Annotated in this window: 23 protein-coding genes and 1 other annotated feature (1 of these 24 running past the window's edge); of the genes, 11 read left to right on the top strand and 12 right to left on the bottom strand. The window is 31.8% G+C overall.

Features of this window, described 5'->3' with window-relative positions; translation table 11 throughout:
- Window positions 1-169: a binding site (T-box leader), on the top strand; it begins 81 nt to the left of the window's first position.
- Between the two features lie 102 nt (window positions 170-271).
- Window positions 272-1,294, top strand: a complete 1,023-nt coding sequence (gene asnA, locus KPL50_RS22125; RefSeq protein WP_216300702.1) for an aspartate--ammonia ligase — start codon at window positions 272-274, stop codon at window positions 1,292-1,294.
- Window positions 1,295-1,378: 84 nt separating this feature from the next.
- Here asnA and KPL50_RS22120 read toward each other — a convergent pair whose 3' ends face one another.
- Together KPL50_RS22120 and KPL50_RS22115 are read right to left on the bottom strand one after the other, a co-directional pair.
- Complete coding sequence (locus KPL50_RS22120) at window positions 1,379-2,080, bottom strand: glutaminyl-peptide cyclotransferase (RefSeq protein WP_216300701.1); 702 nt, start codon at window positions 2,078-2,080, stop codon at window positions 1,379-1,381.
- 155 nt (window positions 2,081-2,235) lie between these two features.
- Window positions 2,236-2,547: a hypothetical protein gene (locus KPL50_RS22115; RefSeq protein ID WP_216300700.1), complete on the bottom strand. Its 312-nt coding sequence runs from the start codon at window positions 2,545-2,547 to the stop codon at window positions 2,236-2,238.
- A gap of 249 nt (window positions 2,548-2,796) precedes the next feature.
- Between KPL50_RS22115 and KPL50_RS22110 the strand changes: the two genes are divergently transcribed.
- Together KPL50_RS22110 and KPL50_RS22105 are read left to right on the top strand one after the other, a co-directional pair.
- Window positions 2,797-3,042 (top strand): hypothetical protein, encoded by a 246-nt coding sequence (locus KPL50_RS22110; RefSeq protein WP_253200757.1) that lies wholly within the window; start codon window positions 2,797-2,799, stop codon window positions 3,040-3,042.
- Between the two features lie 176 nt (window positions 3,043-3,218).
- Entirely contained in the window at window positions 3,219-5,756 is a 2,538-nt protein-coding gene (locus tag KPL50_RS22105) for a YceG family protein (RefSeq protein ID WP_216300698.1), read from the top strand.
- Window positions 5,757-5,882: 126 nt separating this feature from the next.
- Here KPL50_RS22105 and KPL50_RS22100 read toward each other — a convergent pair whose 3' ends face one another.
- Both KPL50_RS22100 and KPL50_RS22095 read right to left on the bottom strand, forming a co-directional pair.
- Entirely contained in the window at window positions 5,883-6,698 is an 816-nt protein-coding gene (locus KPL50_RS22100; protein WP_253200756.1) for a TerD family protein, read from the bottom strand.
- Between the two features lie 21 nt (window positions 6,699-6,719).
- A complete protein-coding gene (locus tag KPL50_RS22095; RefSeq protein WP_216300696.1) occupies window positions 6,720-7,379 on the bottom strand; it encodes an AIM24 family protein in 660 nt (219 codons plus the stop codon).
- Between the two features lie 298 nt (window positions 7,380-7,677).
- Here KPL50_RS22095 and KPL50_RS22090 point away from each other — a divergent pair, with 298 nt between their 5' ends.
- The 4 genes from KPL50_RS22090 to KPL50_RS22075 are packed head-to-tail and all read left to right on the top strand — an operon-like array spanning window position 7,678 to window position 12,169.
- Window positions 7,678-8,754 carry an HpcH/HpaI aldolase/citrate lyase family protein gene (locus KPL50_RS22090; RefSeq protein ID WP_216300695.1) on the top strand — a complete coding sequence of 359 codons (1,077 nt, stop codon included), beginning with the start codon at window positions 7,678-7,680 and terminating at the stop codon, window positions 8,752-8,754.
- Entirely contained in the window at window positions 8,714-10,090 is a 1,377-nt protein-coding gene (locus tag KPL50_RS22085) for a phosphoribosyltransferase family protein (protein ID WP_216300694.1), read from the top strand. Before KPL50_RS22090 ends, KPL50_RS22085 begins: the two co-directional genes overlap by 41 nt.
- A 45-nt stretch (window positions 10,091-10,135) precedes the next feature.
- Entirely contained in the window at window positions 10,136-11,275 is a 1,140-nt protein-coding gene (locus tag KPL50_RS22080; RefSeq protein ID WP_216300693.1) for a cysteine protease StiP family protein, read from the top strand.
- Window positions 11,276-11,299: 24 nt separating this feature from the next.
- A complete protein-coding gene (locus tag KPL50_RS22075) occupies window positions 11,300-12,169 on the top strand; it encodes an HAD hydrolase family protein (protein ID WP_216300692.1) in 870 nt (289 codons plus the stop codon).
- Between the two features lie 86 nt (window positions 12,170-12,255).
- Here KPL50_RS22075 and KPL50_RS22070 read toward each other — a convergent pair whose 3' ends face one another.
- From KPL50_RS22070 to KPL50_RS22055, 4 genes are all read right to left on the bottom strand, one after another.
- A complete protein-coding gene (locus KPL50_RS22070; RefSeq protein WP_216300691.1) occupies window positions 12,256-15,033 on the bottom strand; it encodes a calcium-translocating P-type ATPase, PMCA-type in 2,778 nt (925 codons plus the stop codon).
- Window positions 15,034-15,160: 127 nt separating this feature from the next.
- On the bottom strand, window positions 15,161-15,766 hold the full coding sequence (locus KPL50_RS22065) for a TerD family protein (RefSeq protein ID WP_216300690.1): 606 nt from the start codon (window positions 15,764-15,766) through the stop codon (window positions 15,161-15,163).
- 65 nt (window positions 15,767-15,831) lie between these two features.
- Window positions 15,832-16,410: a TerD family protein gene (locus KPL50_RS22060; protein WP_216300689.1), complete on the bottom strand. Its 579-nt coding sequence runs from the start codon at window positions 16,408-16,410 to the stop codon at window positions 15,832-15,834.
- Between the two features lie 41 nt (window positions 16,411-16,451).
- Window positions 16,452-17,036, bottom strand: coding sequence for a TerD family protein (locus tag KPL50_RS22055; protein ID WP_375372957.1), 585 nt, complete (start codon window positions 17,034-17,036; stop codon window positions 16,452-16,454).
- Between the two features lie 552 nt (window positions 17,037-17,588).
- On the opposite strand from KPL50_RS22055, the gene KPL50_RS22050 reads away from it, so the two are divergent.
- The 3 genes from KPL50_RS22050 to glgD all read left to right on the top strand — a co-directional run bounded on the left by KPL50_RS22050 (window position 17,589) and on the right by glgD (window position 21,277).
- Complete coding sequence (locus tag KPL50_RS22050) at window positions 17,589-18,800, top strand: Nramp family divalent metal transporter (protein ID WP_216300711.1); 1,212 nt, start codon at window positions 17,589-17,591, stop codon at window positions 18,798-18,800.
- A 212-nt stretch (window positions 18,801-19,012) separates the two neighbouring features.
- On the top strand, window positions 19,013-20,158 hold the full coding sequence (locus KPL50_RS22045; protein ID WP_216300687.1) for a glucose-1-phosphate adenylyltransferase: 1,146 nt from the start codon (window positions 19,013-19,015) through the stop codon (window positions 20,156-20,158).
- Between the two features lie 9 nt (window positions 20,159-20,167).
- Window positions 20,168-21,277, top strand: coding sequence for a glucose-1-phosphate adenylyltransferase subunit GlgD (gene glgD / locus KPL50_RS22040; protein ID WP_216300686.1), 1,110 nt, complete (start codon window positions 20,168-20,170; stop codon window positions 21,275-21,277).
- 47 nt (window positions 21,278-21,324) lie between these two features.
- On the opposite strand, the gene KPL50_RS22035 is transcribed toward glgD, so the two are convergent.
- From KPL50_RS22035 to KPL50_RS22020, 4 genes are all read right to left on the bottom strand, one after another.
- Entirely contained in the window at window positions 21,325-22,296 is a 972-nt protein-coding gene (locus KPL50_RS22035; RefSeq protein WP_216300685.1) for a M20/M25/M40 family metallo-hydrolase, read from the bottom strand.
- A gap of 34 nt (window positions 22,297-22,330) precedes the next feature.
- Window positions 22,331-23,329 (bottom strand): M42 family metallopeptidase, encoded by a 999-nt coding sequence (locus KPL50_RS22030; RefSeq protein WP_216300684.1) that lies wholly within the window; start codon window positions 23,327-23,329, stop codon window positions 22,331-22,333.
- A complete protein-coding gene (locus KPL50_RS22025; RefSeq protein ID WP_216300683.1) occupies window positions 23,320-24,369 on the bottom strand; it encodes a M42 family metallopeptidase in 1,050 nt (349 codons plus the stop codon). Before KPL50_RS22025 ends, KPL50_RS22030 begins: the two co-directional genes overlap by 10 nt.
- 155 nt (window positions 24,370-24,524) lie before the next feature.
- Complete coding sequence (locus KPL50_RS22020; protein WP_216300682.1) at window positions 24,525-25,673, bottom strand: mechanosensitive ion channel family protein; 1,149 nt, start codon at window positions 25,671-25,673, stop codon at window positions 24,525-24,527.
- Between the two features lie 203 nt (window positions 25,674-25,876).
- Here KPL50_RS22020 and KPL50_RS22015 point away from each other — a divergent pair, with 203 nt between their 5' ends.
- Window positions 25,877-26,254, top strand: coding sequence for a GntR family transcriptional regulator (locus KPL50_RS22015; RefSeq protein WP_216300681.1), 378 nt, complete (start codon window positions 25,877-25,879; stop codon window positions 26,252-26,254).
- Window positions 26,255-26,287: the final 33 nt, after the last annotated feature.

The following is a 26,287-nucleotide window of genomic DNA, read 5'->3' as shown; positions in this document are numbered from 1 at the left end:
ATTGAAGAACATCTCTGAGTTTCCAGCTGAAATCCTTGTGAAATTAGGTCTGGACGGAGCCTAACCGTTATATATAGGGCAGTATCGAATGTTTTTCCGTACTGATTACGAGTGAGCTTTTAAAGCTAATTTAGGTGGTACCACGGAAGTTTAACCTTTCGTCCTAGAAACAAGGATGAAAGGTTTTTTGTTTTTTGTATCAATTTTGGATTTATAGCATGGCCATGCTAATCATTAGAATATATCACAAAACTACTAGGAGGTTTTATTTATGATAACATACAAAAAAGAACTTGCAATTCCAGTTGGATACAACCCGCGTCTGGGACTCAAAGATACAGAAATTGCCATTAAACAAATAAAGGATTTCTTTGAAAGTAGGATTGCTAAGGAGTTAAGTCTTACCAGAGTCTCAGCCCCTCTTTTCGTAAAATCTGATACTGGTATAAATGATAACCTAAACGGTATTGAGCGTGTAGTTTCCTTTGATATGAAAGCTTTAGCTGGTACAAATATTGAAATTGTTAATTCACTAGCTAAGTGGAAGCGTATGGCTTTGTATAGATATGGATTTGAAGTAGGAGAAGGCCTATATACTGATATGAATGCTATAAGACGTGATGAAGATTTAGATAACCTTCACTCTATATATGTGGACCAATGGGATTGGGAAAAGGTTATTTTAAGAGAAGAAAGAACTTTAGATAATTTAAAAGAAATAGTAACTGGCCTTTATAAAGTTTTTATAGATACAGAAGATCATGTCCACAAGTTATATCCTAAAATAGAAAAATTTCTACCTGAGGAAATTTTCTTTATAACTACGCAAGAGCTTGAGGATCTATACCCTTCTTTTACTCCAAAAGAAAGAGAAGATGCTATATGTAAAGAAAAACTTGCCGTATTTATCATGCAAATTGGTGGTGCATTAAAATCTGGTGAAAAGCACGATGGTAGAGCTCCGGACTATGATGATTGGTCACTTAATGGAGATATAGTATTCTGGAATCCAGTACTTGAAAAAGCCTTTGAACTTTCCTCTATGGGAATAAGAGTTGATGAAACAGCACTAAGAGAGCAGCTTAAAGTATCCGGTTGTGAGGAACGTAGTTCCTTTGAATTCCATAGGCTACTATTAGAAGGTAAACTCCCATATACCGTAGGCGGTGGTATAGGTCAATCTAGAATATGTATGTATCTCTTAAATAAAGCTCACATTGGGGAAGTTCAGGCTTCAATATGGACAGATGAAATGATTGAGGATTGTATGAATGCAAATATAGTTTTACTTTAGTAGCATTTAGAAAACCACTGAAAATAACTAATTATTTTCAGTGGTTTTAAAGTTTTTCGTGTAATTTTTATAAAATATTACTATTTAAATTAGTTTAATTTCAAATACTTTAGGCCACATTTTCCCAGTTACAAAAAATCTATTATTTTCACTATCATAGGTTATTCCATTAAGTGTACCTGCATTTTTATATTCCTTAGGAGTTAACAACCCTTTAAGCTCTATCCACCCAGTTATTTTGCCACTATGAGGACAAATTCTAGCAATTTTATTACTTTTCCATACATTAGCATAAATTTCTCCTTTAATAAACTCCAGTTCATTCAGCTTTGTAATAGGCCTGAATTCATCATGAACTCTAATACTATACACCTTTTTAAAACTTTGGGGATTTAAGAAAAATATTTCATCTGTACCATCGCTCATAATTAAATGCTCATCATTATGAGTAATTCCCCAACCCTCTGTATTATAGTAAAATTTATTAATTAGGGCAAAACTATCTTTATCGTAAATAAACCCTACCTTCGATTTCCATGTTAACTGAAAAATTTTATTATGATAAAGTGTAATCCCCTCACCAAAATAATTTTCACCTAATTTGTGTATTTTTAAAATCTCACCTGTTTGTAAATTTACTTTGCGCAGCGTGGATTCATTGTATTTTCCAGTGCTTTCATAAAGACAATCAGATTCGTACACTAACCCCTCAGTAAAAGCACTAACATCATGTGGATAAGTGTTTATAATATCGTAAGAATATATTGGGATATTATTGAAATACACTATAAACCTCACATCCCTACTTAATTAATGTGTTGTTGTGATTATTATATGTATATTTCAATACTTATGTTAATCTAAAACAAAAATGATATGTTACTCTATCTTTTTACAATATGTGCACAACTACATAAATTATAAAACTTTACGCTTAATTTTTACCCAAGGAATTCTGGTGTTTCCACATTATCAGCTCTTATAGCTTTTTTCATTATAGTAAGATCTATAGTTTGGTTATCTTTATCAATGGAGCAAGGATATTTGGTGCCACATGTGCTACATTCTATATATTCCTTGAAGCAAGTTTGTTCTCTGTTATCAAATAAAAATGGTAGATTTTCTAATTCCTCATCTTCCATATTTGTATTTACCAGGTCAATTTTATATGTATAGAGGTAAGAGGCTTCATGTTTTATTTCGAAATTTTCACTTTTACATTTTGGACACTTAAGTGATTCATTTATTTTCAATTTATTACTTCCTTTCTATCTTATTATATTTATAGTCTTTGTTTATTTTTATTTCCTATTCTTCTTATTATCCATAGATGTTTATAGTATTTTTATACATTAAATGATAAAATATGTATTATAAATTAAACACCTTCATAAAATTAATTGAAAACTAATTTAATAACTATACATAATAAAAAGGGGGATTTTTTAATGAAAATAAAAACTAAAAAAACACTATTAGTTTTAGGACTTTTAAGCCTATCTATGTTTATGGTTGCTTGTACGCCGGGTGATGGCAGTTACTCCAAAGGCAACCCTGCTAACTTCTTATCTGGTATATGGCATGGATGGATTGCACCCATATCTTTAATCTTAGGCATATTTAATAAGAGTCACAGGGTTTACGAGGTTGTAAATTCTGGTTGGTGGTATGATTTCGGATTTTATATGGCTATTATTAGTGGTTTCGGTGGGCTGTCCTTAAGTCGCAGGCGAAAAAAAGAAAAATAGTATCGCAATATTCTATTACCTAATAGTAAAATTAATGGTAAACTAGTTATAATAAATGTATTTTTTAATAAGTAAAATTGACTTTATTATTAATTTTTTATATAGGTTACATTGTATTTTTACATCTATGGTCATTGTATATCATAGATGTAAAAATAAGATTGGAGGTTTACGCTTTGATTAATACTAGAAAACAAATAAGTACATCTATCTTAGAATCTCAAAATTTATTTCAAGATATATTTGTTCCTGTAAATAAGAGGGAGGGATTTATTAAATCAAAATCCCCTAAAATACCTGTTTATTTTTATAGATATATTGGTATTAGTGAAAATAGTGAACTCTATTATGAGAATTTGCATAAACTAAATGCTAAGCTAACTTCACTTGGAAGCTTATATATAAACTTTACTTCTGGAATTCCAGTAAAAATTTTATCTACATCTATAAGCCAAATACCTTGGGAAGGACTTCTAAGTTCTAATGCTCAGCAAAGAAACACATTAATTAATATTCTTAAAAATAAAGGTCTATTCCCAGATTTTAAGAACAACTATTTTGATGAATACATCCAAAATAGCTTCGATGAAACCATGGCTCTTTATTTATCAAATGAGCCTAATAGTACAGAAACTGTACTGAAGAATTTTGCTATTAAGTTATTAGGATGGATGATGGACTTTGCTCCAAGACTACTCCATAGCTCTAATTATAATTCCAGGGAAAATATTGATATTACAAACCCTAAGGTGCTTTTTTATGGTGAGATTAAAAAACATGAAATTTATTTTTTAATATTCTTATCTAAACTAAGTTGCGATGTAATATATATTAATACGCTATCGGATATGGATTTTTCAAAAATCGATATCCGAAATATGTATTCAAAACTTATAGAGTTACCAAAAACTAAGCCCTTAACAGATCTTGATTTAAAAATAAACCTGGATTTTAAGAAAGCTATTGTGGATGATACTAGTAAATTTAAAGAAACTGATATTAAAAACGGCCACGCTGTTATAGAACATAAAAACTCGCCTGATTCTCCTGCTGATATAAGCTTTAAAGGTTCTATTAACACTTTACTTAAAAGTAGTATGAATATATTTAATGATTTAATTCTGCCTGTCAATAAAAGGATTGGATTTATAGGTGGCACTGTGCCATTCGTCCCAGTATATTTTTATAGATATATAGGAATAACCGAAAATGAAGATGATTATTATAATGACTTATTTAGATTAGATAAAAGCCTTAGTATGTTCGATGGTTTATATTTAAAATTTACAGACGCTATACCTATACGCACTGTGCCTAAATTAATCACTAGCACTCTAAATATATGGCAGCATGTAGATCCTTTTGACTCATCACAAACTACTAAAATTGCTGCACTGCTTATGGAACACAAGGTTTTTCCCACCAATAATAATACTTTAAATTGTTCTATGGCAAATAGTTTTAGTTACATATTAGATTTATACTGTAAGGAAGAGAATCATTTAAACTTATCTAAAGTTAAGAATTTTTCACTGAAATTACTTTCTTGGGTTCATTATTTTGTTCCAACACTTGTTAAGAATTTTCACTTTCAAGATACTTCTTCTGATGAAATTTCAAACCCTAAAATAATATATTATGGTGACATTAAAAAGCATGAGCTTTTATTTTTAATTTTTTTGTCTAAATTAGGCTGCGATGTATTATATATAAATTCTTTATGTGATAGAGTTTCAGAGCTTACTGAATATAGTGATATATTTTCGGAGTGCTTTGAACTCCCCTATAAATCTGATTTAAAGGAGTTTCCAATAGAAGAAAAACTAATTCGCCAGGAAACTATTGCTGTACGCGCCTCCAGAGAATTATCAAACTCGCTTTATACTGATGGAGATGGTTTTTATAGGCCTTGGCAATTTGAGGAGTATAAAACTCAGCCTGCTACCCTTACAACTACATTTCACGAGTTTAAACTTTTATGGAATGAAGACTCTAGCCTTCGCACAGGATTTAGAGTAGAGAATAATACTGTATATATACCAAACTTATTCGCAAAAATAAGCGGTGTTCCCAGTGATTTAACATTATATTGGAAGGACTTTTTTCATTTAAAATCCTCGGATAATACATTATTTATATCCGCAATTCCCTTTACTAATGTAACTTACTCTAAAACCGATTTATACTCCTTAGCCTTTGTCCTTAATAATAGTGGGTTTGTTGATAGTGAAAAACTAATAACTCATAGCTGTTATAAATTTTCTTATTTAAAAACTTCCCTGCAACATATTATTATAGAAAAAATAAATTATTTAATGAAAACTGATATGCTAAAAAAAGCTATAGATAAGGACTTCAAATTAAGGATTTTAATGACTATATTAAATACCGATAAAAAGATACTACAACTGATTCAGCAGTATGATTATCCTTCAAAAGTACCTAAACTTCTAATTTATGATAATAATGAAAGTATTTTTAGTGATGAGGATTCCATTATGTTATGCTTCTTAAACCTATTTGGACTTGACATTAGTATACTAACTCCTACTGGCTATAATAATATAGAGGAAAAAATCTCAGAAAAATTCTACGATACTCATAGATTAGAAGAAGTAAATTTCAATTTATCCTTACCTGATTTTAACGACGAAAAAAAATACACCAAAGAAAAGGGCAAAAGTTTTTTGTCTAATATTTTTAACTTTAAGTAATTTAAAAGATTTTCTTTAAAAACAACCATAAACTCATCGATTATAGCTTAAATAAAATAATAGGTAGAGTATACATAGTTTTATTCTATATATACTCTACCTATTATATTTTTATCGCATAATATATTAAGTAGTCTCTATTCCATAATTATCACACAGTGCTTCCAGTCCACCTTTAAATCCACTACCTATACAATTAATCTTCCACTCACTTTTATATCTGTATATCTCCGCTACTACCATGGCTGTTTCTACAGATAAATTATCATTAAATTTATAGTTTAAAATTTCTTGATTACTGTCACCAGCTATAATTCTAAAATATCCATCTGATAACTGTCCAAAGCTTTGAAGCCTTTCAGTAGCTTCGTAAATAGTTACAGTAAAGGCTAATTTTTGAATGTGAGCTGGTATTAGATTTAAGTCTAACTGAATGCTTTCATTGTAAGCGTCCTTAAGAGAAGTATTGTGATCCGCTTTAATAACTATCCCTCCACAAGTACTCTTGGTGTTTTCATAAAAAATAAAGTCTTTTTCTACTGTTTTATCATTTACATCCACCATAAATACTGATACATCTAAATCAAAATCATTATTACCCTTCGAAATTGCATTATAGTCTAATGTTACTATTAATTTTGAAAGATTTTTAGCATTTTGATTTAAGCTCAATTTTTGTCCTTTTCCCAGCTTAATGCTTTTAGTAACATCCACAAGTTTTCTTTTTTCCATGTCGTTATTTGGTTTTACATTGGTATTCACAGTAGGTGCTCCAGAAATTTTAGTTCCTTTATTATTTTCGCTTTGGATATTGCATTGATTTGTGTGCTGTCCTAAAATTATTGTTGAATTATTTTCTGGTCTGATGCTGGTTTCAACAGTTAAATTCCCATAATGTTTCTTTTGGGACGTTATTTTTTTATTACCATTTTCAATAATCATAGCCACAAAAACATCCCTCCCTTAATCTATTGCAACGTTAAGTCCTGAGACTCTTTCATACGGCTGGATAATTACTGTTTCCCCCTGAGAATTAAATTCTAACATATAGGATTCACCTGAGGTTTGTCCAAGGAAAGTTTTCCAATTAACATCCGTTTTGAAATGAGGGTCAGGGCCTGTCCAACATACTACTGCATCAGGATCCACTACGCAGGGTGTTTGTAAAATAATCGGGTTACCATTAGTAGTTATAGCGACCTCCGGATTATTAGAAATGGCTGTTAGATTTGATGTAAACATGCCCTTTTGAGATATTACACCTGACCCCATAAATCTAACGCCATATTTACAGCCATCGGTAAAAGCAAGTAAATTTTCTCCTTCAACCCCTATGCTCTGACCTGGCTCAAGTGTAATTATACTAACATGTTGTGCTCTATTCGCCATGTAATAGCTACCACTACCATTTACTTTCATAATAGGAATATTTTCTCCTGTGAGTTTTCTAGATGCTAGATTCAGAACGGATTTGAATAAGCTTTGATTACTATTTGTATCTAATAATACCTTTTCAGAAGTAAAACTTCCCTTATAAGCCACCATAGCACCTAATTTTGCAAAAAAGTGACCCTCTCCCTCCGCGACGCAAGTAAGTTCTTGATGATTTCTAAAATTAAACATACACGTTGTCTCCTTTCATTTTTACAATATAACTGGATCTTTGACGATATCCATTTTAATTTTTTATTGATTTACAATTTTTATGTACTATATACATATTATATCATAATATGATTAACAATTTATTAATCCTATAACTTCAACATTATTGGTTATCCTTAAAGATATTGAATAAAAAGTAACTACTTGTATATTGTGTAATTGTTCAACGAACTATGTTATAATAAAGCATTACAATCAGTAATTTATGGCCTTTGGGAATTACTGATTAATTTATTATGATAAATGGAGAAGACTTATGCGATATTTTAATAATATTAATAATTCACAAGACATTTTTTTTAAAACACCTTCATCTTACGGATTGTTTTCCTCAAGAGAAGAATTGTCCTATGCACTAGGTGCATGTTTATATATGCCAGGAACAAGGAAAAATTTACTTAAGGACGTACTTTCTAGCAAAATTATGGGGGCTCATACTATTACTCTTTGTATTGAAGATTCTGTATCAACAAACGAAGTTGTACAAGCTGAACATAATATTCTTGGCCTCTTTATGAGTATAGAAAAGCGTTTAAAAGAAGACTCTTCTTTTATGGACAGTTTGCCTCTTATTTTTATTAGAGTTCGAAATGTCTGCCAACTTCAAAAGCTGCTTAATGAATCTTTCTTAATAGGGCTTTGTGGTTTTATTTTCCCTAAATTTGATGTTGAATTTGGAGAAAAATACTTTTCTGTACTAAAAGAATATAATAGGTCTAATAAAAGAATTTTGTACGGAATGCCAATACTGGAAACACCGGCCATAATCCATAGTGAAACTCGAGTAAAAGAACTTATTCACGTAAAACAAATAATTGATTACTATAGCGAATATGTTTTAAACATTCGAATTGGAGGAACAGATTTTTCCGGATTATATAGTCTTCGGCGAAGTAAGGATTTTACCGTATACGACTTAGCCGTAGTAAAAGATTGTATTTGTGATATAATAAACATCTTTAAACGAGATAACTATGTCATTTCTGGAGTAGTTTACGAATACTATAGTAAAGTTTTAGATCTCAATAATAATATTCTTATTAAAGAAACTCTTTTAGATAGAACTAATGGATTAATTGGTAAAACAGTTATACACCCAACCCAAGTAAATTTAGTGAATTCTCTTATGGTGGTTTCTAAAGAAAATTATATAGATGCAATTAACATTTTAGATTCATCCCTGGATGGTGTAATTAAGAGCAACTACGAAAATAAAATGAATGAGGTAAAACCCCATGAAAAATGGGCTAAGGAAATATTATTAAAAGCTAAAATAATGGGGGTATTTGAAGATGAAAAATCTCACAGAGAATTATTACAACGGATCGATTGATTACAACATAGATGATAGACTAAAAATATCACTTAATATTAACGAAAACAAATGTAACATACCCCTGTCAAAGCTTTTTACTATGTCAGCTAGAGAAAATAAAAAGAGAGATTTCTTGTTTGTAAGTAAGGTTATAGGTAAACATATGCCAATGATCCCAGATACCCTAAAAATCATTGGAGGAATTTTGGCTCGCTTATGGATTAATGAAAGAGAGGGCTCTAATGATTATCCCACTACGGAATTAGTTCATAAGCTTATTTCTTTAGATGTATCTCTTAAGTTACGCGATCTTAATTTAAAAAACAGACAGGAAATTGTTAAAAATCATGATTTCTCTGTTAACGCCTGCAATTCAAATTGCATTTTAGACACCCCTATAAACCTTGCAAACAAAACTCTTTTTATAGGTTTTGCAGAAACTGCTACGGGTCTTGCTCAAGCGGTATTTCAAAACTTTTCAAACGCTTCTTATATACACACTACACGAGAAAAAATAACTTCTATAGAACCTGCACTATTTTTTAACGAAGAACATTCTCACGCAGTAGAACATTCACTTTTCCCTTATGATAAGGACTTTTTCAACGATTTTGAGGATATAGTTTTAATAGATGATGAGCTTACTACCGGTAAATCTGCATTAAATTTAATAAAATGTCTTCCTGGTAAATCTTTTGGTATATTGTCCATACTAGATTGGAGAGATACTAGCAGCTATAAAATGTTTGAAGGCGAAAAAGATATAGATGTTAGAGTTTGTTCCTTGGTAAAGGGGGATATCCAGTGCAGTAAATCAAAAAATATTGTTAGCGACGCTATAACTATGCCCCCAAGCTCTACTAAATTAATTCCCTCTAAAGAGCATGTTTTTGAAATAGCTGAGTGCATTGAGGGCTACAACAAATCTACGGGTAGATTTGGACTTAGTTCGCAAGATAATCCCAAAGTTTTCGAAGAGATTAAATCAATATCTAAAATACTAAAAAAAGAAAGAACTACTGGCAACTGTCTTTGTATAGGAACTGGAGAGTTTATATATTTACCTTGTAGTATAAGTGAAAAGCTTGGTGATAATGTATATTTTCATTCCACTACGAGAAGCCCTGTTCACGCTAGAAACATAGATTATTATGGAAATAAAAACAAGATTTCTTTTCAAAGTCCGGAAGATGGCACTATAACTAACTACCTTTACAACATCCCTGATAATTTTTATAATCAGGTATTCTTCTTTTCTGAAAAGCCTTTAACAAAAGAGAAAAAAGAAGAATTCAATAGACTTTTTTCATATTTTCATATTAAATCTATTATCTTCGTATGCTGGAAAGGCTAACAGCTTTTAATTTTCACAAATAATATATAAAAGAGGTGTATTTAAATGAATCAATGTATTTTTTCAGGAAGCTACCCCGCGGAAGATGTTACATTTCTTCTTAAAGACATATCAAGTCTTATAGTAGAACAAGATAATGAATTTAGAGAAAATGCTATCCAAAGCGGAATTCATTATTCCGAGATGTTACCAATAGAATATACTCCCTCAAAAGAATACATGGATATTTTCTATAGCACTCTACAAAGCTCAAAAACCAAACTTGCTTCTCTAGTTTCTATATTAAGCGAGAAAATTATAGAAGCTCGCGGTAAAAACATTGTTTTAGTTTCTCTTGCTAGAGCTGGTACTCCTATTGGAATATTAATTAAGAGATATCTTAAGTTTAAATATGATATCTCTACTGCTCATTACAGTATTTCCATAATACGTGATAAAGGCATAGATAAAAATGCCATTGCCCATATATTGAAAAACCATTCGCCTGAGGAAATACAATTCATTGATGGGTGGACAGGTAAAGGTGTTATCCAACATACTTTAGCAAAAGCTTGCAAAGAGCTTTATGAAGAATTTAATATAACCCTTAATTCAAACCTAGCAGTATTATCTGATCCCGCGCACTGTACACTTATTTACGGTACAAGAGAGGATTTTTTAATTCCAAGTGCTTGTCTTAATTCCACAGTTTCAGGGCTTGTAAGTAGAACTGTACTTAATGATAAATATATTTCTGGAGATGATTTTCACGGTACAAAGTTCTACCGTGAATTATTACCCGTGGATGTTTCTAATTTCTTTATTGATGAAATATCTAACTGTTTTAATGATATAGATGAAAATTATATGTCTGAGCTTTTAGATCCGCTAAATACTTCCGAAATTGCTACGGATATTGAGTTTGATGGTAATTTTTTAAACTGCAAGGGACTTCGCGATATTGAAAGTATTAAACATAAGTTTTACATTGATAATATTAATCTTATAAAACCAGGAATTGGAGAAGCCACAAGGGTACTTTTAAGGAGAATTCCTTGGAAAATATTAGTAGATTCTTTTGATAATCCTAATTTATTGCATATATATAAGTTAGCAGAGGAAAAGCATATCCCTGTAGAAATATACAATGATATGTGCTATTCTTGTTGTGGAATTATTAAATCTAAAGAAAAAGAAGATATGTAAAAAGTAATCAAAGGATGTGACTATATGATATTTGCCTCGGACCTTGATAGCACACTTATATATTCTTCAAGGCACTGCACCCTTATTAATGAGAAAAAACTTGTTCCTGTGGATTTTTATAATAATTGTAACAGTAGTTTTATTACTAAATCCATGCAGGATAAACTGGAGCATATAAATGAGACTATGCTTTTTATACCTGTCACCACCCGCTCGTCAGCGCAATATATGCGAATGAAATACTTTTATGATGTAATAAGACCTAAATACGCAGTGGTAGCCAATGGAGGTATCATACTTAAGGACGGCAAGGAACTTAAAGCTTGGTCAGATATAAGTTCTGCTAAAATCAATAGTGTTGTATCTATTTTTACTATGATAAAATTATGTAGTTTTTTTTTAGAAAGTGACTTCATAAAATCATATAAAACTTGTGAAGATTTATTTATATACTCCATCGTGGATGAAGACAAGTTAGCTAATACCTTTTTAAAGGGAGAAATATCAATAGATTATTTTGAAGTATTACGTGCCTTTTGCTCAAAGCATAATTATAGTCTATCAAAACAAGGTAAAAAGGTATATATAGTTCCGAGTTGTATAAATAAATACGATCCTATAAAGTATATAATGAACCTAGAGCATATAGATACATTTATAGCTGCTGGCGATTCCCTACTAGACTACCCTATGATTGAAGGTTCAAATTATGGGATAGTTCCCTCACATGGAGAATTGCTAAAAAACCTTCCCATGAAAAACCTTAAAGATATTGTATATATTACAAAAACATCTGGTATCTTTGCAGGTGAAGAAATTTTAGATATTGTACATGAAAAATTCCATAAAATTAAAAATATCTCACAAGATAAAGAAGATTCCAATATCGGCTAATATTATATATTTTCTTTAATATAAAAAAATCCACATTATTGATTTCACTCAATAATGTGGATTTTTACGATTTTATATCTATAAATCTACGCTGCTATCTTTTCTTCTGATTCTGATTCGATTTGTTGCTCTTTTTTTGTAAAAGGCCTCATAATTAATTTTACAATTTCATTTACCACTATTACAAGTGAAGATAAAATAATTATCTTTAGCCACATAGTAGTGCTTAATGGTACTGCATTAAAGAATTTTGCAAATACTTCAGTTACAAATATTTGTGCAACTGCTGTAGCAGTAATTATCTTTAAGAATATAGTGTTTTTTAGAAGGTTAGGTAATATGCTATTTGCTCCAAATTCTCTACAGTTAAATGCATTGAATAATGCACTAAAAGCAAATAATGCAAATAATACTGTCTGCATTTGATTTGGTCCTGTAACCCCATCTTCTGGGAATCCAGCTCCTAATATGTCAAATTTCATCTGAATCATTATAATACAAGTTATATATATAGCATTGGCTACCATGCTTTTCATCATTTGCTTTGTTATAATACTGGCATTTCTATTTGTAGGCTTTCTGTTTAAAACAGCATCTCTTACTGGTTCTAGTCCAAGGGAAAGTGCTGGTGGCCCATCCATTATAATATTTACCCATAAGAGTTGTATTGTAGTAAATGGCATTTGAAAGTCGAATACTACTGATAAAATTGCTGTTAAGAATGCAATTATGTTTACAGTTATCTGGAATTGTATAAATCTTTGGAAGTTTTCATAAATACCTCTTCCCCACTTAAGACCCTTTACAATAGTTCCAAAACTATCGTCTGTCAAAATTATATCTGCTGCATTTTTACTAACTTCTGTTCCAGCTATACCCATAGCTATACCTACATCAGCTTTTGTAAGTGCTGGAGCATCATTTATCCCATCTCCCGTTACAGCAACTACCTCTCCATTACTTTGAAGCGCTATAACTATTCTCATTTTTGTATCAGGTTTCGAACGTGCTACTATTGAAATAGTAGTTATTTCTTCTCTAAGTTCTTCGTCAGATAATGTATCTATATAAGTAGCCTCTACTGCCCTATTAGTTCCTTCAAGTAATCCTAATTCTTCACCTATAGCAATAGCTGTATTAATATTATCTCCTGTAAGCATTTTTGTAGAAACCCCTGCTTTTCTAGCAGTTTCAATGGCTTCTTTAACATCAAGTCTTAGAGGATCTCTTATTCCTACGAAGCCTGTAAACACTAAATCATCTTCTAGTGTACCTTGCTCGGTTGCCATAGCTACTTCTCCACTTATATTTCCATATGCAAAGCCAAGTACACGCATTGACTTTTTCTGAAGTATTTCAATTTCAGCTAATATCTCACGTCTTCTAGCTGCATCTAGTTCTTTTTCAACACAATTAATATGTTCATATTTACATAACTCTAGAATGATTTCTGGTGCGCCCTTTGTGAGTACTGTGGACCCTTCTTCCTCTTCTATAACGGTACTCATCCTCTTACTTTTTGAACTAAATGGAATTTGATGAGCTATGTTTGCATTTTGTCTTTCTTGTACATAATCACAAGCATCATTGTATAAAAGAAGGGCGCATTCTGTTGCACTACCTAAATATTTAACCTCTGAATCGTCCTTTTCAATGTCTGCTGTTGAATTTACAAGACAGTTATCTATAAAATAGTTATTACTTTCGGTGAGCTCACCTCTTTCTCTGAATTTACCATTTAAATAAACTTTTTCTACAGTCATTCTATTCTGAGTAAGTGTACCTGTTTTATCAGAACATATAACACTTACAGATCCTATTGTCTCGCAAGCTTCCTTTTTAGTAACAAGTGCATTTATCTTAGCCATTTTCTGCATAGTAATTGCAAGTGTCATATTTATCATTGTTGGAAGTCCTTCTGGAACAGCTGCAACAATCAGTGCAACACATACAACAAAAGCAGTTTTTATGGGTCCAACAGACTCTAAAAATGCAAATACACCTGAAGTATCTGGTGATATCTCATTTGCTACAACCATTTTTATAATCATAACTACAAATAATATAGCAGCTATTGCACTTGAAAGTTTTGAAATATTACCACCTAAATCTCCCAGCTTTGCTTGAAGAGGTGTTGGTAAATCACTATCCTCAAGATTTTTAGCTATTTCTCCCATTTGAGAGCTATCTCCTGTGGAAGTAACTACAAAGCTAGCTCTACCATAAGCAACTAGTGTCCCTCCGAAAACCATATTCAATTGTTTTGCTGGAATAGGGTCTTGTACAATATTTTTATCTTTAGCTTTTATATTTTCCATCTCAATTACCACTTGTGAATCTTTACTTACATCCTCTGATTCCCCTGTAAGCATATCCTCTCTAACCATTAAATCTATACTGCTAACAAGTCTTCCATCTGCTGGTACCATATCCCCAGTCTCAATTAGAACTATATCACCAGGTACTAAATCATTTTTATTAACTTGAACAATTTTCCCATTACGCGTTACTTTTACCTCTATATTTTCTGTCATTTTTGAAAGCGCATCTGCAGCTTTTTGTGATTTTCCCTCTGTAAAAATTCCTATACCAATTCCTATTGCTACAGCACATACTATACCAATAGCATCTGCAAACTCTCCAACTAATGCACTAATTACAGCTGCAACTAAAAGTATTATCATCATAGGTTCTGTAATTGCTTCCTTTATGCTATCCCATATAGATCCTCTTTCTTGCTTAGTAAATTCGTTAGCACCATATTTTTCTAGTCTTTGTTTAACCTCAGAACTAGATAAACCAATACTACTATCAACTTTTAGCTCATCTAGAACTTTTGGAATCTGTTCTTTAAAATATTTCATATTATCCACCTTTCAGTAATTTTTGTATTTTCTTTTACATTAAAATGTAGAAAATGATGGACATGTCATTTTCTACACAAGTATTTTTTTAAATATATAGCTATATTAGTCTATAATCCAATTAACCTTATTGGTATTTTTTTGACATTTCATTTAAGCCAGCAGAAGCATCGCCTTCGCCTACAGCTATAAATTTCCATTCTCCGTTGTTACGATAGATTTCTGCAACATATAAACCAGTTTTACCAGAATATTCTTCTGTCAAGTTAAAACGAAGCATTTCTTTGTTGTCTGAAACATTTACTAAACGTATAAAAGCATTTTGTATCATGCCAAAATGTTGTTTACGCTGAGCCGCAGCATAAATATTAACAACAAATACTAGCTTGGCTACATTTTGTGGTACTGCTGATAGGTCAACCATGATTTGCTCATCGTCCCCATCACCACTTCCAGTAAGGTTGTCTCCCATATGTTGAACACTACCACATTTGCTTTTTAAATTTCCAAAATAAACTATGTTTTCTTTTGATTTTAGCTTATCATTTTCATCTAACATAAACACAGAAGCATCGCAATCTACTTGTGCTTGACTGCCTCCAAATAAGCCCCCAAGTAACCCCTTAGATTGTTGTTTTACTGGATCCCATCCAAGGCCCACCATTGTCTTTTTTAAACCTGGATTATCTTTTGTAAGACTTATTCTTTGACCCTTTTGTAAATTTATACCCATTTTCCCCAACTCCTCTAATATATATTGTTCTTGCTTTCATTTATTAATTTAAATATTGTATACCTCTATGCATCAAGACCATAATTTTTACAAAGGGCTGAAAGACCGCCTTGAAAACCACTTCCTGTTGCACTAAATTTCCATTCTCCATTATTACGATATATTTCACAAAATACCAATGCAGTTTCTACTGAAAAATCCTCTGATAAATCATATCTTAAGATTTCTTCATTAGTTTCTTCATTCACTACTCTAACAAAGGCATTAGAAATCTGACCAAAATTTTGCGCACGAGCTATTGCATCATGTATAGTTACTGTAATTGCAATTTTCTCAATATCTGCTGGTATTTTAGAAAATTCAACGATTAATTGCTCATCGTCTCCGTCTCCCTCTCCAGTTCTATTATCACCAGTATGAATAACCCCTCCTGATGAATGTTTTAAATTGTTATAAAAAATAAAGTCTAAATCATTATTGGTTTTTCCATTTGCTCCTACTAAAAAGGCTGAGGCATCTAAATCAAAATCGCCACCACCTGAATATTTATTTGTATCCCAACCTAGTCCAATGATCGCTCTCTTTAAACTTGGGTTAGTCTTGGTTAAATCAATTTTTTGACCTTTACTTAAGTTAATAGTCATGATTATTCCCCCTTACTTATTAGTTATCATCGAAGGTGATGTTAGTCTACACTAATTCCAAAGTTACTACAAAGCGCAGATAATCCACCCTCAAATCCACTTCCTACTGCACTAAACTTCCATTCTCCATTATTACGATATAATTCTGCTACTACTACTGCAGTTTCAACACTATAATCCTCACTTAAATCATATCTTATTAATTCTTCACTACTAGCTTCATCGCAAATTCTTATAAATGCATTAGAAACTTGACCGAAATTTTGTGATCTCCCCGCAGCCTCATGAATAGTTACTGTAAAGTTGATTTTCTCAACTGAGGCCGGTACTTTACTTAGTTCAATTCTAATTTGTTCATCATCGCCCTCGCCCTCGCCAGTCTTGTTATCTCCCATATGTGTTACAGATCCTGCTGAGTCCTTTGGGTTATTATAAAAAATAAAATCATTATCAGATGATACTTTTCCATTTGCTCCAACTAAGAAAGCCGCTGCATCTAAATCAAAAGCAGCTCCTCCATCATATTTATTAGTATCCCAACCTAGTCCAACCATAACACTAACAAGACCCGGATTGGATTTAGTTAAATCCACTTTTTGACCTTTTTTCAAACTAATTGCCATAATAAATTCCTCCTCGAAAGCCACAATTGTGGCTATATTAGACTTTCATAGTATATTATATAGTACTTAAACAATAGATTTTACTCCATAAAAATAAAGAGATTCTTTTAAATTGTTTCCAGAAATCCAGACAATAATCATTTTTTGTAATCATTTTAAAAAATGCCTTATTCTAGTTTAAATTACAAAATATAATTTAACTCCAATAAAGCAAGACCAGTTATTAACATTATAGCACCATTGCACACTAAACACTAGATTATGTACCTAAATATCCTTTGCTTTTTTGTATATTTTTTGTATATTTTTAGTGAACAATTAAATATTTGACTTATTGTTTCTACCAAATACAGTAATAATCCATAAATATGCAACATTCGCTAAAAATGAATATCTCTATTATAGTCTATTTCCCTTTATTAGGCTTTTAATATTGATTTAAATAATAGTTACTATATAATATAAAGTATACTAATAATATAGGACGGATGTGTTACAGTGAATTTATTATCAAATATTAAAAAACTTTTAAAAGATGATCATAAACCTAAATTTATGGCATTAGACTTCATAAAATATATTGGACCTGGGCTGCTTGTGACTGTTGGATTTATAGACCCTGGTAACTGGGCAGCAAACGTTTCTGCTGGTGCAAGTTATGGATATACTCTACTTTGGATGGTAACCCTTTCAACTATTATGCTAATTGTTCTTCAGCATAATGCAGCCCATCTTGGAATTGTTACAGGTAATTGCATATCAGAAGCATCTACCGCTACCTTAAAACCAAAGTTAAACAAAGTGGTGCTTGGTTCAGCTGTTCTAGCTGCAATATCTACCGCTCTTGCAGAACTTCTTGGTGGTGCTATTGCCTTAAACATGCTATTTGGTATACCTATAAAATTGGGAACAGTATTAGTTTTATCATTGATATTATGGATGCTATTCACAAATTCCTACAAGAAGCTAGAAAAATGGATTATTGGTTTTGTTTCCATAATAGGAATATCTTTTATATTCGAATTAAGTCTTGTACATATAGAATGGGGAAAAGCAATGATAAGCTGGGTTAAACCTTCTTTTCCTAAGGGCTCTATTCCAATAATAATGAGTGTTCTAGGTGCAGTTGTAATGCCCCATAACTTATTTTTACACTCAGAAATAATTCAAAGTCGCCAATGGAATTTAGAAGATGAAGTTATTATCAAAAAACAATTAAAATATGAATTTATGGATACATTCTTTTCAATGATAGTAGGCTGGGCTATAAATAGTGCTATGATACTTATTGCAGCCGCTACTTTCTTTACACAAAAGATTAATGTTACGGAACTTAGTCAAGCTCAACAAATGCTTACCCCTTTGCTTGGGAGTATAGCATCAGTGGTCTTTGCACTAGCCCTACTCTTTGCAGGGATTTCCTCCTCAGTTACCGCTGGCATGGCTGGTGGCAGTATTTTCGCAGGAATATTTGGTGAACCTTATGACATTAATGATATACATACCAAACTTGGAGTAGGAATTACTTTAATTGGTGCGGCAATAGTTATATTTTTTATATCTGAGCCTTTTAAAGGTCTCATCTATTCACAAATGCTCCTTAGTATACAACTTCCTATAACTATATTCCTCCAAATATATTTAACATCCTCTAAAAAGGTTATGGGCAAATATGCCAATACTAGATTTGATAAAATTGCTCTTTGGATTATTGGACTTATAGTAACTGGACTAAACATAATGCTATTTTTAAGTTTTATATTATAACTTATACAATATATAAAAAGAATTGGGCGCATATGTGCCCAATTCTTTTTATTTGCTTCAATTACAAATGTTTGTTCGAAAAGGCATTATATCTCCTTCTTCTTAATATATATAGGTAAGTACTATAATTAAGCTTTAAGCATATTTAGAAAATAGACAAGCTACTAATTAGTTGTTTTTTGAAGATGCCTTAGATAAGGGAGGTATTAAAGATGCAAAAAAAAGAGATGATAGCTATGATTCTAGCAGGTGGACAAGGTAGTCGACTTAAGATGCTTACTAAAAATACTGCAAAGCCCGCAATACCTTTTGGGGGTAAGTATAGGATTATTGATTTTACTCTAAGTAATTGTTCAAATTCAGGAATAGATACAGTTGGAGTACTTACACAATATCAACCACTAGCACTAAATTCTCATATAGGTGTAGGAGCGCCTTGGGATTTAGATAGAAATAATGGTGGCGTCACACTGCTTCCTCCTTATATGGATGAATCAGGAGGTGACTGGTATAAAGGTACTGCTAATGCAATCTATCAAAATACTAATTTTATAGACTCCTATGACCCAGAATATGTACTTATTCTCTCTGGAGACCACGTTTATAAAATGGACTACTCCAAAATGCTCCATTTTCATAAAGAACAATGTGCTGATGCTACCATGGCCGTTATTGAAGTTCCGATAGAGGAAGCGCCTAGATTTGGGATAATGAATACAACTACAGATAATAAAATATATGAATTTGAAGAAAAACCCGAAAACCCTAAAAACAATATGGCTTCTATGGGTGTATATATTTTCAATTGGAAATTTCTTAAGACTTTTTTAAAAGAGGATGAAAACAATAAACACTCTAGCAATGATTTCGGAAAAAACATAATACCTGCTATGCTTAAAAATGAAAAAAATCTATATGCTTATCCCTTTAAAGGCTACTGGAAAGATGTAGGTACTATTAAAAGCCTATGGGAAGCAAATATGGATCTAATAGATGACAATAACGAGCTAAATATTCACGATGAAACTTGGAAAATTTATTCCATAAATCCTACAAGCCCCGCTCAATATATAGGCCCTAATGCAAAAGTTAGTAATTCACTAGTGGTGGAAGGGTGTATTGTGCTGGGGGAAGTTTATAATTCAGTACTATTCCAGGGAGTTACAGTTGGAAAAAACTCTAAAATATCAAATTCTGTTATAATGCCTAATACAAAAATAGCGGACAACGTTATTATTGATAAAGCTATAATCGGTAATAATGTTATTATAAGAGGTCACTCTCTTATAGGTATTGCAGATGACATAACTCTCATTGCAGAAGGCACTGAAATTAAATCTAATTCAGTTATAAGATGAGGTGATTAAATGCTTACTAATTATATGGGTATATTAAATCTAAATGAAAATGAAACAAATATAATAAGTCTTACTAAAAATAGACCACTGGCATCTATTCCTATAGCCGCTAGATTTCGAATTATAGATTTCGCATTATCTAACATGGTTAATTCAGGGCTTAAAAACATTGGACTTTTTACTCAAAGTAAATCTCGTTCACTAGTAGATCATTTAGGTTCAGGCAAACCTTGGGATTTAGACAGAAGGCTTAATGGGCTATTTGTTTTTAATTTTGGAATTGCGGGCACCTCTTTAAATGATGCAGAAATGGTATGGAACAACATGGAGTATCTATATAGAAGTAAAGAAAAAAATGTTATTATCTCGCCTTCTTATATGATAGGAAACATAGATTATACTGCTGCCGTAAAGTATCATGAAGAGATGAATCAAAACATAACTGTAATATATAAAAATATTAAAACTGGTACTAAAAATTTCTTAAATTGCGACGTGTTAAATATAGATGAAAAGAATAATGTACTAAGTGTGGGGAAAAATATAGGTGCTTATGATAGCTTAGATATTTCCATGGAAATGTTTATTATGAAAAAGGACCTTTTAATATCACTTATTAATAAGTGTATACAAACCGGTTCTTACTGTACTATTAAGGATGCTATATATAAAAGCATTAGTGAATTATCGGTTACGGCTTATGAATTCAAAGGCTACCTTCAATGTATTAATTCAATAAGTGCTTACTATAAAGCTAATATGGACATGTTAAACATAAAGACAACTAAAGAATTATTTTTTAATAATGGACCTATTTATACAAAAATTAAAGATGAACCTCCTACTAAATATGACCAAAAGAGCAACGTAAAAAATTCCATAATTGCTGATGGATGTATTATAGAAGGCATTATTGAAAATAGTATTATATCACGGGGAGTTGTGGTCCATAGTGGAGCTGAAATTAAAAATTGTATTATCCTTCAAAATTGTGAAATCAAAGAGAATTCTAAACTCTTTAATGTCATAATGGATAAAAACGTAATCGTCGATAAAGGCAGGCAACTTAATGGTGATGAAGAATTCCCGCTTGTAATTGAAAAAAGAGCATTATTTTAAGTAAGTATAGCAGCAATAGCTTTATAAGTTATTGCTGCTAATTAATTTTATATAAGCTCTTTAAGTAGTGTTATTGAAGCCTCTACATCCTTCATAGATACCATTTCTGATATAGAATGACTATATCTACAAGGAATTGAAAGCACTCCTGTTCTTATTCCACCATTTTCTTTATGGATATTACCACCATCTGTACTTCCTTGTGAAACCCCATATTGAACTTTTACTTCAGATTTTTGTGCTGCATGCTCTAGCATTTCTTTGATTTCATGATGCATAATTAAAGTTCTATCTTTTATCTTAATTATAGGACCTTTTCCAAGTTCCAGTTTTCCTTCTGCACCAATATAATCTCCAGCCTCCTGCGTATCTATTACTATGCAGTAATCTGGTTGCACTGCATATGCCGCTGCTCTTGCTCCCCTTCCCCCGAGTTCCTCTTGAGTAGAAAATACAAAATAGAGTTCACTTTTAGTTTCCTTAACTTCTTTTATCATTCTAAGAAGAATATAGCAGCCGATCCTATCATCTAAGCATGGACTTATTATTTTATCTTCTACTTCCATACCATCAGATAAAAGACATGCATTTTCTCCTTCTTTAATCTTCTTTAATGCTTCTTCTCTTGAAGCTACACCAAGGTCTATAAATAAGTCTTCAACTTTAGGTTCTGATTTTGAAGCACCAACTTTTCCCATAGCACCATTTTGAAATGTAACAAAATTATGTACTATTTCAGAAGGCTTAATTCCTCCTATATTACCCACTCGTACAAACCCACTATCCTCTATATATGTAGCTATAAGGCCTATCTCATCCATATGGGCACAGAACATTATCTTTTGCGCGCCACTAGCTTTAACTTCATCTTGCCCTAATTTAATTATTAAATTCCCCATCTTATCTTCTTTTATATTACAATCAATATCCTTTAATTCTTCTCTTATTACTTCTCTAACCTCTTCCTCACGGCCACTAACACCAAAGGCACTAACTAGTTTTTGTAGCATTATATCCATAATTAATCCTCACTTTCATAATACTTTATTATTTTTACAATGTTTTTAGCCATTCCACCATAAGCCTTACAGTATTTTTATAATCTACTATGCTTGCTACAGAGATAGAGGAATGTATATATCTACACGGCACTGAGACTGTAGCCACCTTCGCTCCCTCTCCAGACATAAGTATAGCTCCTGCATCATTTCCACCTGCAATAGCTCTCCTTAACTGATAGGGTATGTCCTTATAGTCCGCTACCTTTATTATGGCCTTTAAAATGTCATCATTAAAAATACTAGTCTTATCCATAATGGATAGTGCAGGTCCCATACCTATTTCCGTAGCTCTTAAATGTTTAGGAATACCCGGCATATCTGCACATATAGTTCCCTCTAGTGCGACTCCTATATCTGGTTGTATATTGAAAGCCGAAACATAGGTTCCTCTCTCTCCTACTTCCTCTTGCACATTAAAGCTAACATAAAGATCACAATTATAATTTTCTTTTAATATTTCTATAGCAACAGCACAGCCCATTCTATCATCAAAAGCTTTTCCTTTAACAAGTCCATCCCCAAACTCGCTATACTCCATATTGAATACTACAAACTCTCCAAGTTTAATGATTTCTTTAGTTTCTTCTTTAGAATTAGACCCTATATCAATGCAACACATACTTGCCTTTACGTTCTTTTTTCTTTCATCGGCATTTTGTAGATGAATTGGTTTATATCCTATAACTCCAGTTATTTTATTTTGGCCTATTAATACAACTTTAGATAGAATCACCTTGCCGTTAATTCCACCTAAGGATTCAAATCTTAAGGTCCCATCCTGGTTATATCCCGTAATAATAAAACCCACTTCATCCATATGGGCATCTATAAGTACTTTTATGCCACTACCTTTTTTGTGAGCAATAACATTTCCCATGACATCTATTTTTATCTCATCTACATAATTCACAATTTCACCTTTTATTATTTCTCTTACTTCTCCTTCAAATCCTGAAGGACCTGCAGCATTAGATAATTTTTCTAAAAGCATAGTAATTCCTCCACGTCCTTTCCACTTACCTTTTCAATAAACTTGGCTATTATTCTTCCTGTATTAATAATATCCTCCATATTAACAAGCTCAACTGAAGTATGCATGTACTTAATTGGTATAGATATTAATAGTGTAGGAATCCCTCCTCTAGTTACCTGGATATCCCATGCATCAGTTCCAGTATTGCCTGGTTCAACTTCTACGTTATAAGGAATTGCGTACTCATCAGCTATTTCCATAAGCCTAGTCCTAAATTTACTATGTATATTAGGTCCAAAACATATAACAGGACCTCCACCTAGTTTGTTCTCTCGATCCATATCTCCCATAGGACCATTGTCAAAGGTTACATCTATAGCTATAGCCATGGTTGGCAATAAATCATAACTTGCCATTTTAGCTCCTCTATGACCTACTTCCTCTTGGCAAGAAGCTACAAAATAAACATCCAAATCATGGTTTATTTTTTCTAATTCTTTGCAACAGGCATACATAGCTACTATGCCAGCCCTATCATCTATAGCCTTACAGGTTACATTATTGTTTAAGAGTTCATAAAAATCTCTTTTTAAAGTTACAAAATCGCCAATGCTTACAAGCTCTTGTAATTTTTCTGTGCTATATCCTGTATCAATTGTTAATCCCTTTATAGTAACTGATTTTTCACTTTCAGCCTCACTCATAAGATGTGGCGGCTTAATTCCTATAATACCATCTATCTGCTTTTTACCATGAATAAGAACCTCCTGTGAAACCAAGGTCTTAGGATCAATCCCATTACCAATAAACTTTAAAAATCCCTTTGGCATTATCTCCGTTATCATAAGGAAAACCTCATCAGAATGTGCCATAAGCATTATACTTTTTTTCATTTCATTTTTGCGGCCTTTTTTTACAGCATAAAGATTATTTAATTTCCCTTCCACAACTTCACAATAGGGCTCAAAGGCCTCCTTAATTAGTGGATGTATCCAATGTTCGCGTCCACTTGGAGCATTCGCTGTGCATAAGGTTTTTAACAGTTGTTTTTCGTCCATAATTTCCTCCTACTTAAGCTATTAATATAAACTTATATTATTATAAACACACACTTATTTGTATTCTATATGTAATGGTTTTTTCCTCCAATATATCTGTGTGATTTCTGAAACAATTTTCATCTACGTAATTATAAAAAGCTCTAGTGTAAAACCTAGAGCTTTTCTTCTAATATAAAATCTTCTTCTTTACTTTTACTAGGCAAGCTTTCCACATAAACACTTGTGCTTTTAAATGCCATAGAAATTCCTTGTTGCTGCAAAATCTCAACTAAAGCAAAGTTAACATTTTCCTTTATTTTAAAGTATTCATCATAATCTGCTGTATCAGTAAAGAAACATATTAAAATATCTAAACTAGTACCATTGAATTTATCAAATCTAACAAGGGTGCCTTCCTTACTAACCTGTGGGTGATTCTCTAACATGTGTCGTATGCTATCCACACAAATCTCTAGTTTTGCTCTAGAGGTTCTATAGGCTAGTTCTAAATTCAAATTAACTCTTCGTTTGCCTCTTCTACTAAAATTGATTACAGCATCATTAGTTAATTTTGAATTAGGCACTATTATTAATGACTGGTCCACAGCCCTTATTTTAGTAGTTCTAAAAGAAATATCCTCTATACTACCTTCTAAAGAGTCACTACTAACCCAGTCTCCAATAGTGAATGGTTTATCTAATATTATAAAAATACCTGCAATAATATTAGCTGCTGCATCTTTAGCTGCTAGTGCAAAAGCAAGTCCCCCTAGCCCAAGACCTGTAACAAACCCTTGAATATTATATCCCCATTTTTCTGCAATTATAGTAATAGCTAATGCTAAAACTACTAACCTTAATGTTTTTGACATAAATGGGAATAATATTTTATCCACTTTTATATCATAGGCCTTATGCATCCGCTCAAACAGCACAGAAGACTCACCAGTGAGATTATATATTCCCCAAGTAATTAGAAATATTACAGCTGAGCTAAAAAACTTATCTATAGTTATTAAACTAATTGGAATTCCTGCCCTGGTTAAAATTTTAAAAGCAAAATAAAATCCTAATACCTCAAAAAAATTAGTTACAGGTTTTTGAAACGCAGCTACTATTTTTGTATCTGCGTTAAATCTTGTCTTATTAACAAGTCTCAAGATTATTTTAAACACATATTTTGCAAATACTTTTTTTAATAATACAAATAATGCAAAAACAGCAATAGCTAAACCTACATATTTAAATTTATAGGATTCTACATCATTAAAAACATATTGTATTTTGTTTTCTACAAAAAAATCGACTATAGATTGGAACAAAAAATCACTCTCCTTTTATCTTACGTTTATATATACAATCATTTTAAGCTAATAATGTTATTTTCTCAATGGATTATTCAAGAAAAAGTGGATTCTTATTAATATATTCATAAACAAAACTTACAAATCTTCGTTGACAATAATTTAGAATCCGTATATACTGTTCGTATAGTATATATACACTATTAACAAAGGAGTAAATTATGAATATTATAATTTCTAATTCATCACAACATCCAATTTATGAGCAAATAGTAACTCAAATAAAAACTGCCATTATGAAGGAGGAACTTTCACAAGGTGATGCCCTGCCATCTATAAGAAGTTTAGCAAAAGACCTTCAGATAAGCGTTATAACAACTAAGAGGGCTTATGAAGAACTTGAAAGAGATGGTTTCATAGAAACTGTACCGGGAAAAGGTTCCTACGTTTCTGGTCAAAACAAAGACCTAATAAGAGAAAAACGATTAACAGCTATCGAAGAAAAACTTACGGAGGTCGTAACTGAGAGTAAACACTTAAATTTAAGTTTAGAAGAATTACAAAGTATGATATTGCTACTATATACAGAAGAGAATTAAAATTAAATTAAAATGGTTTAACTATTTATAATA

It is taken from the genome of Clostridium sp. CF012, assembly GCF_018861755.1.
Lineage (GTDB): Bacteria > Bacillota > Clostridia > Clostridiales > Clostridiaceae > Clostridium_AD.
Note: the sequence above shows the minus strand (reverse complement) of the source record. Positions and strands in the feature narration are given on the sequence as shown.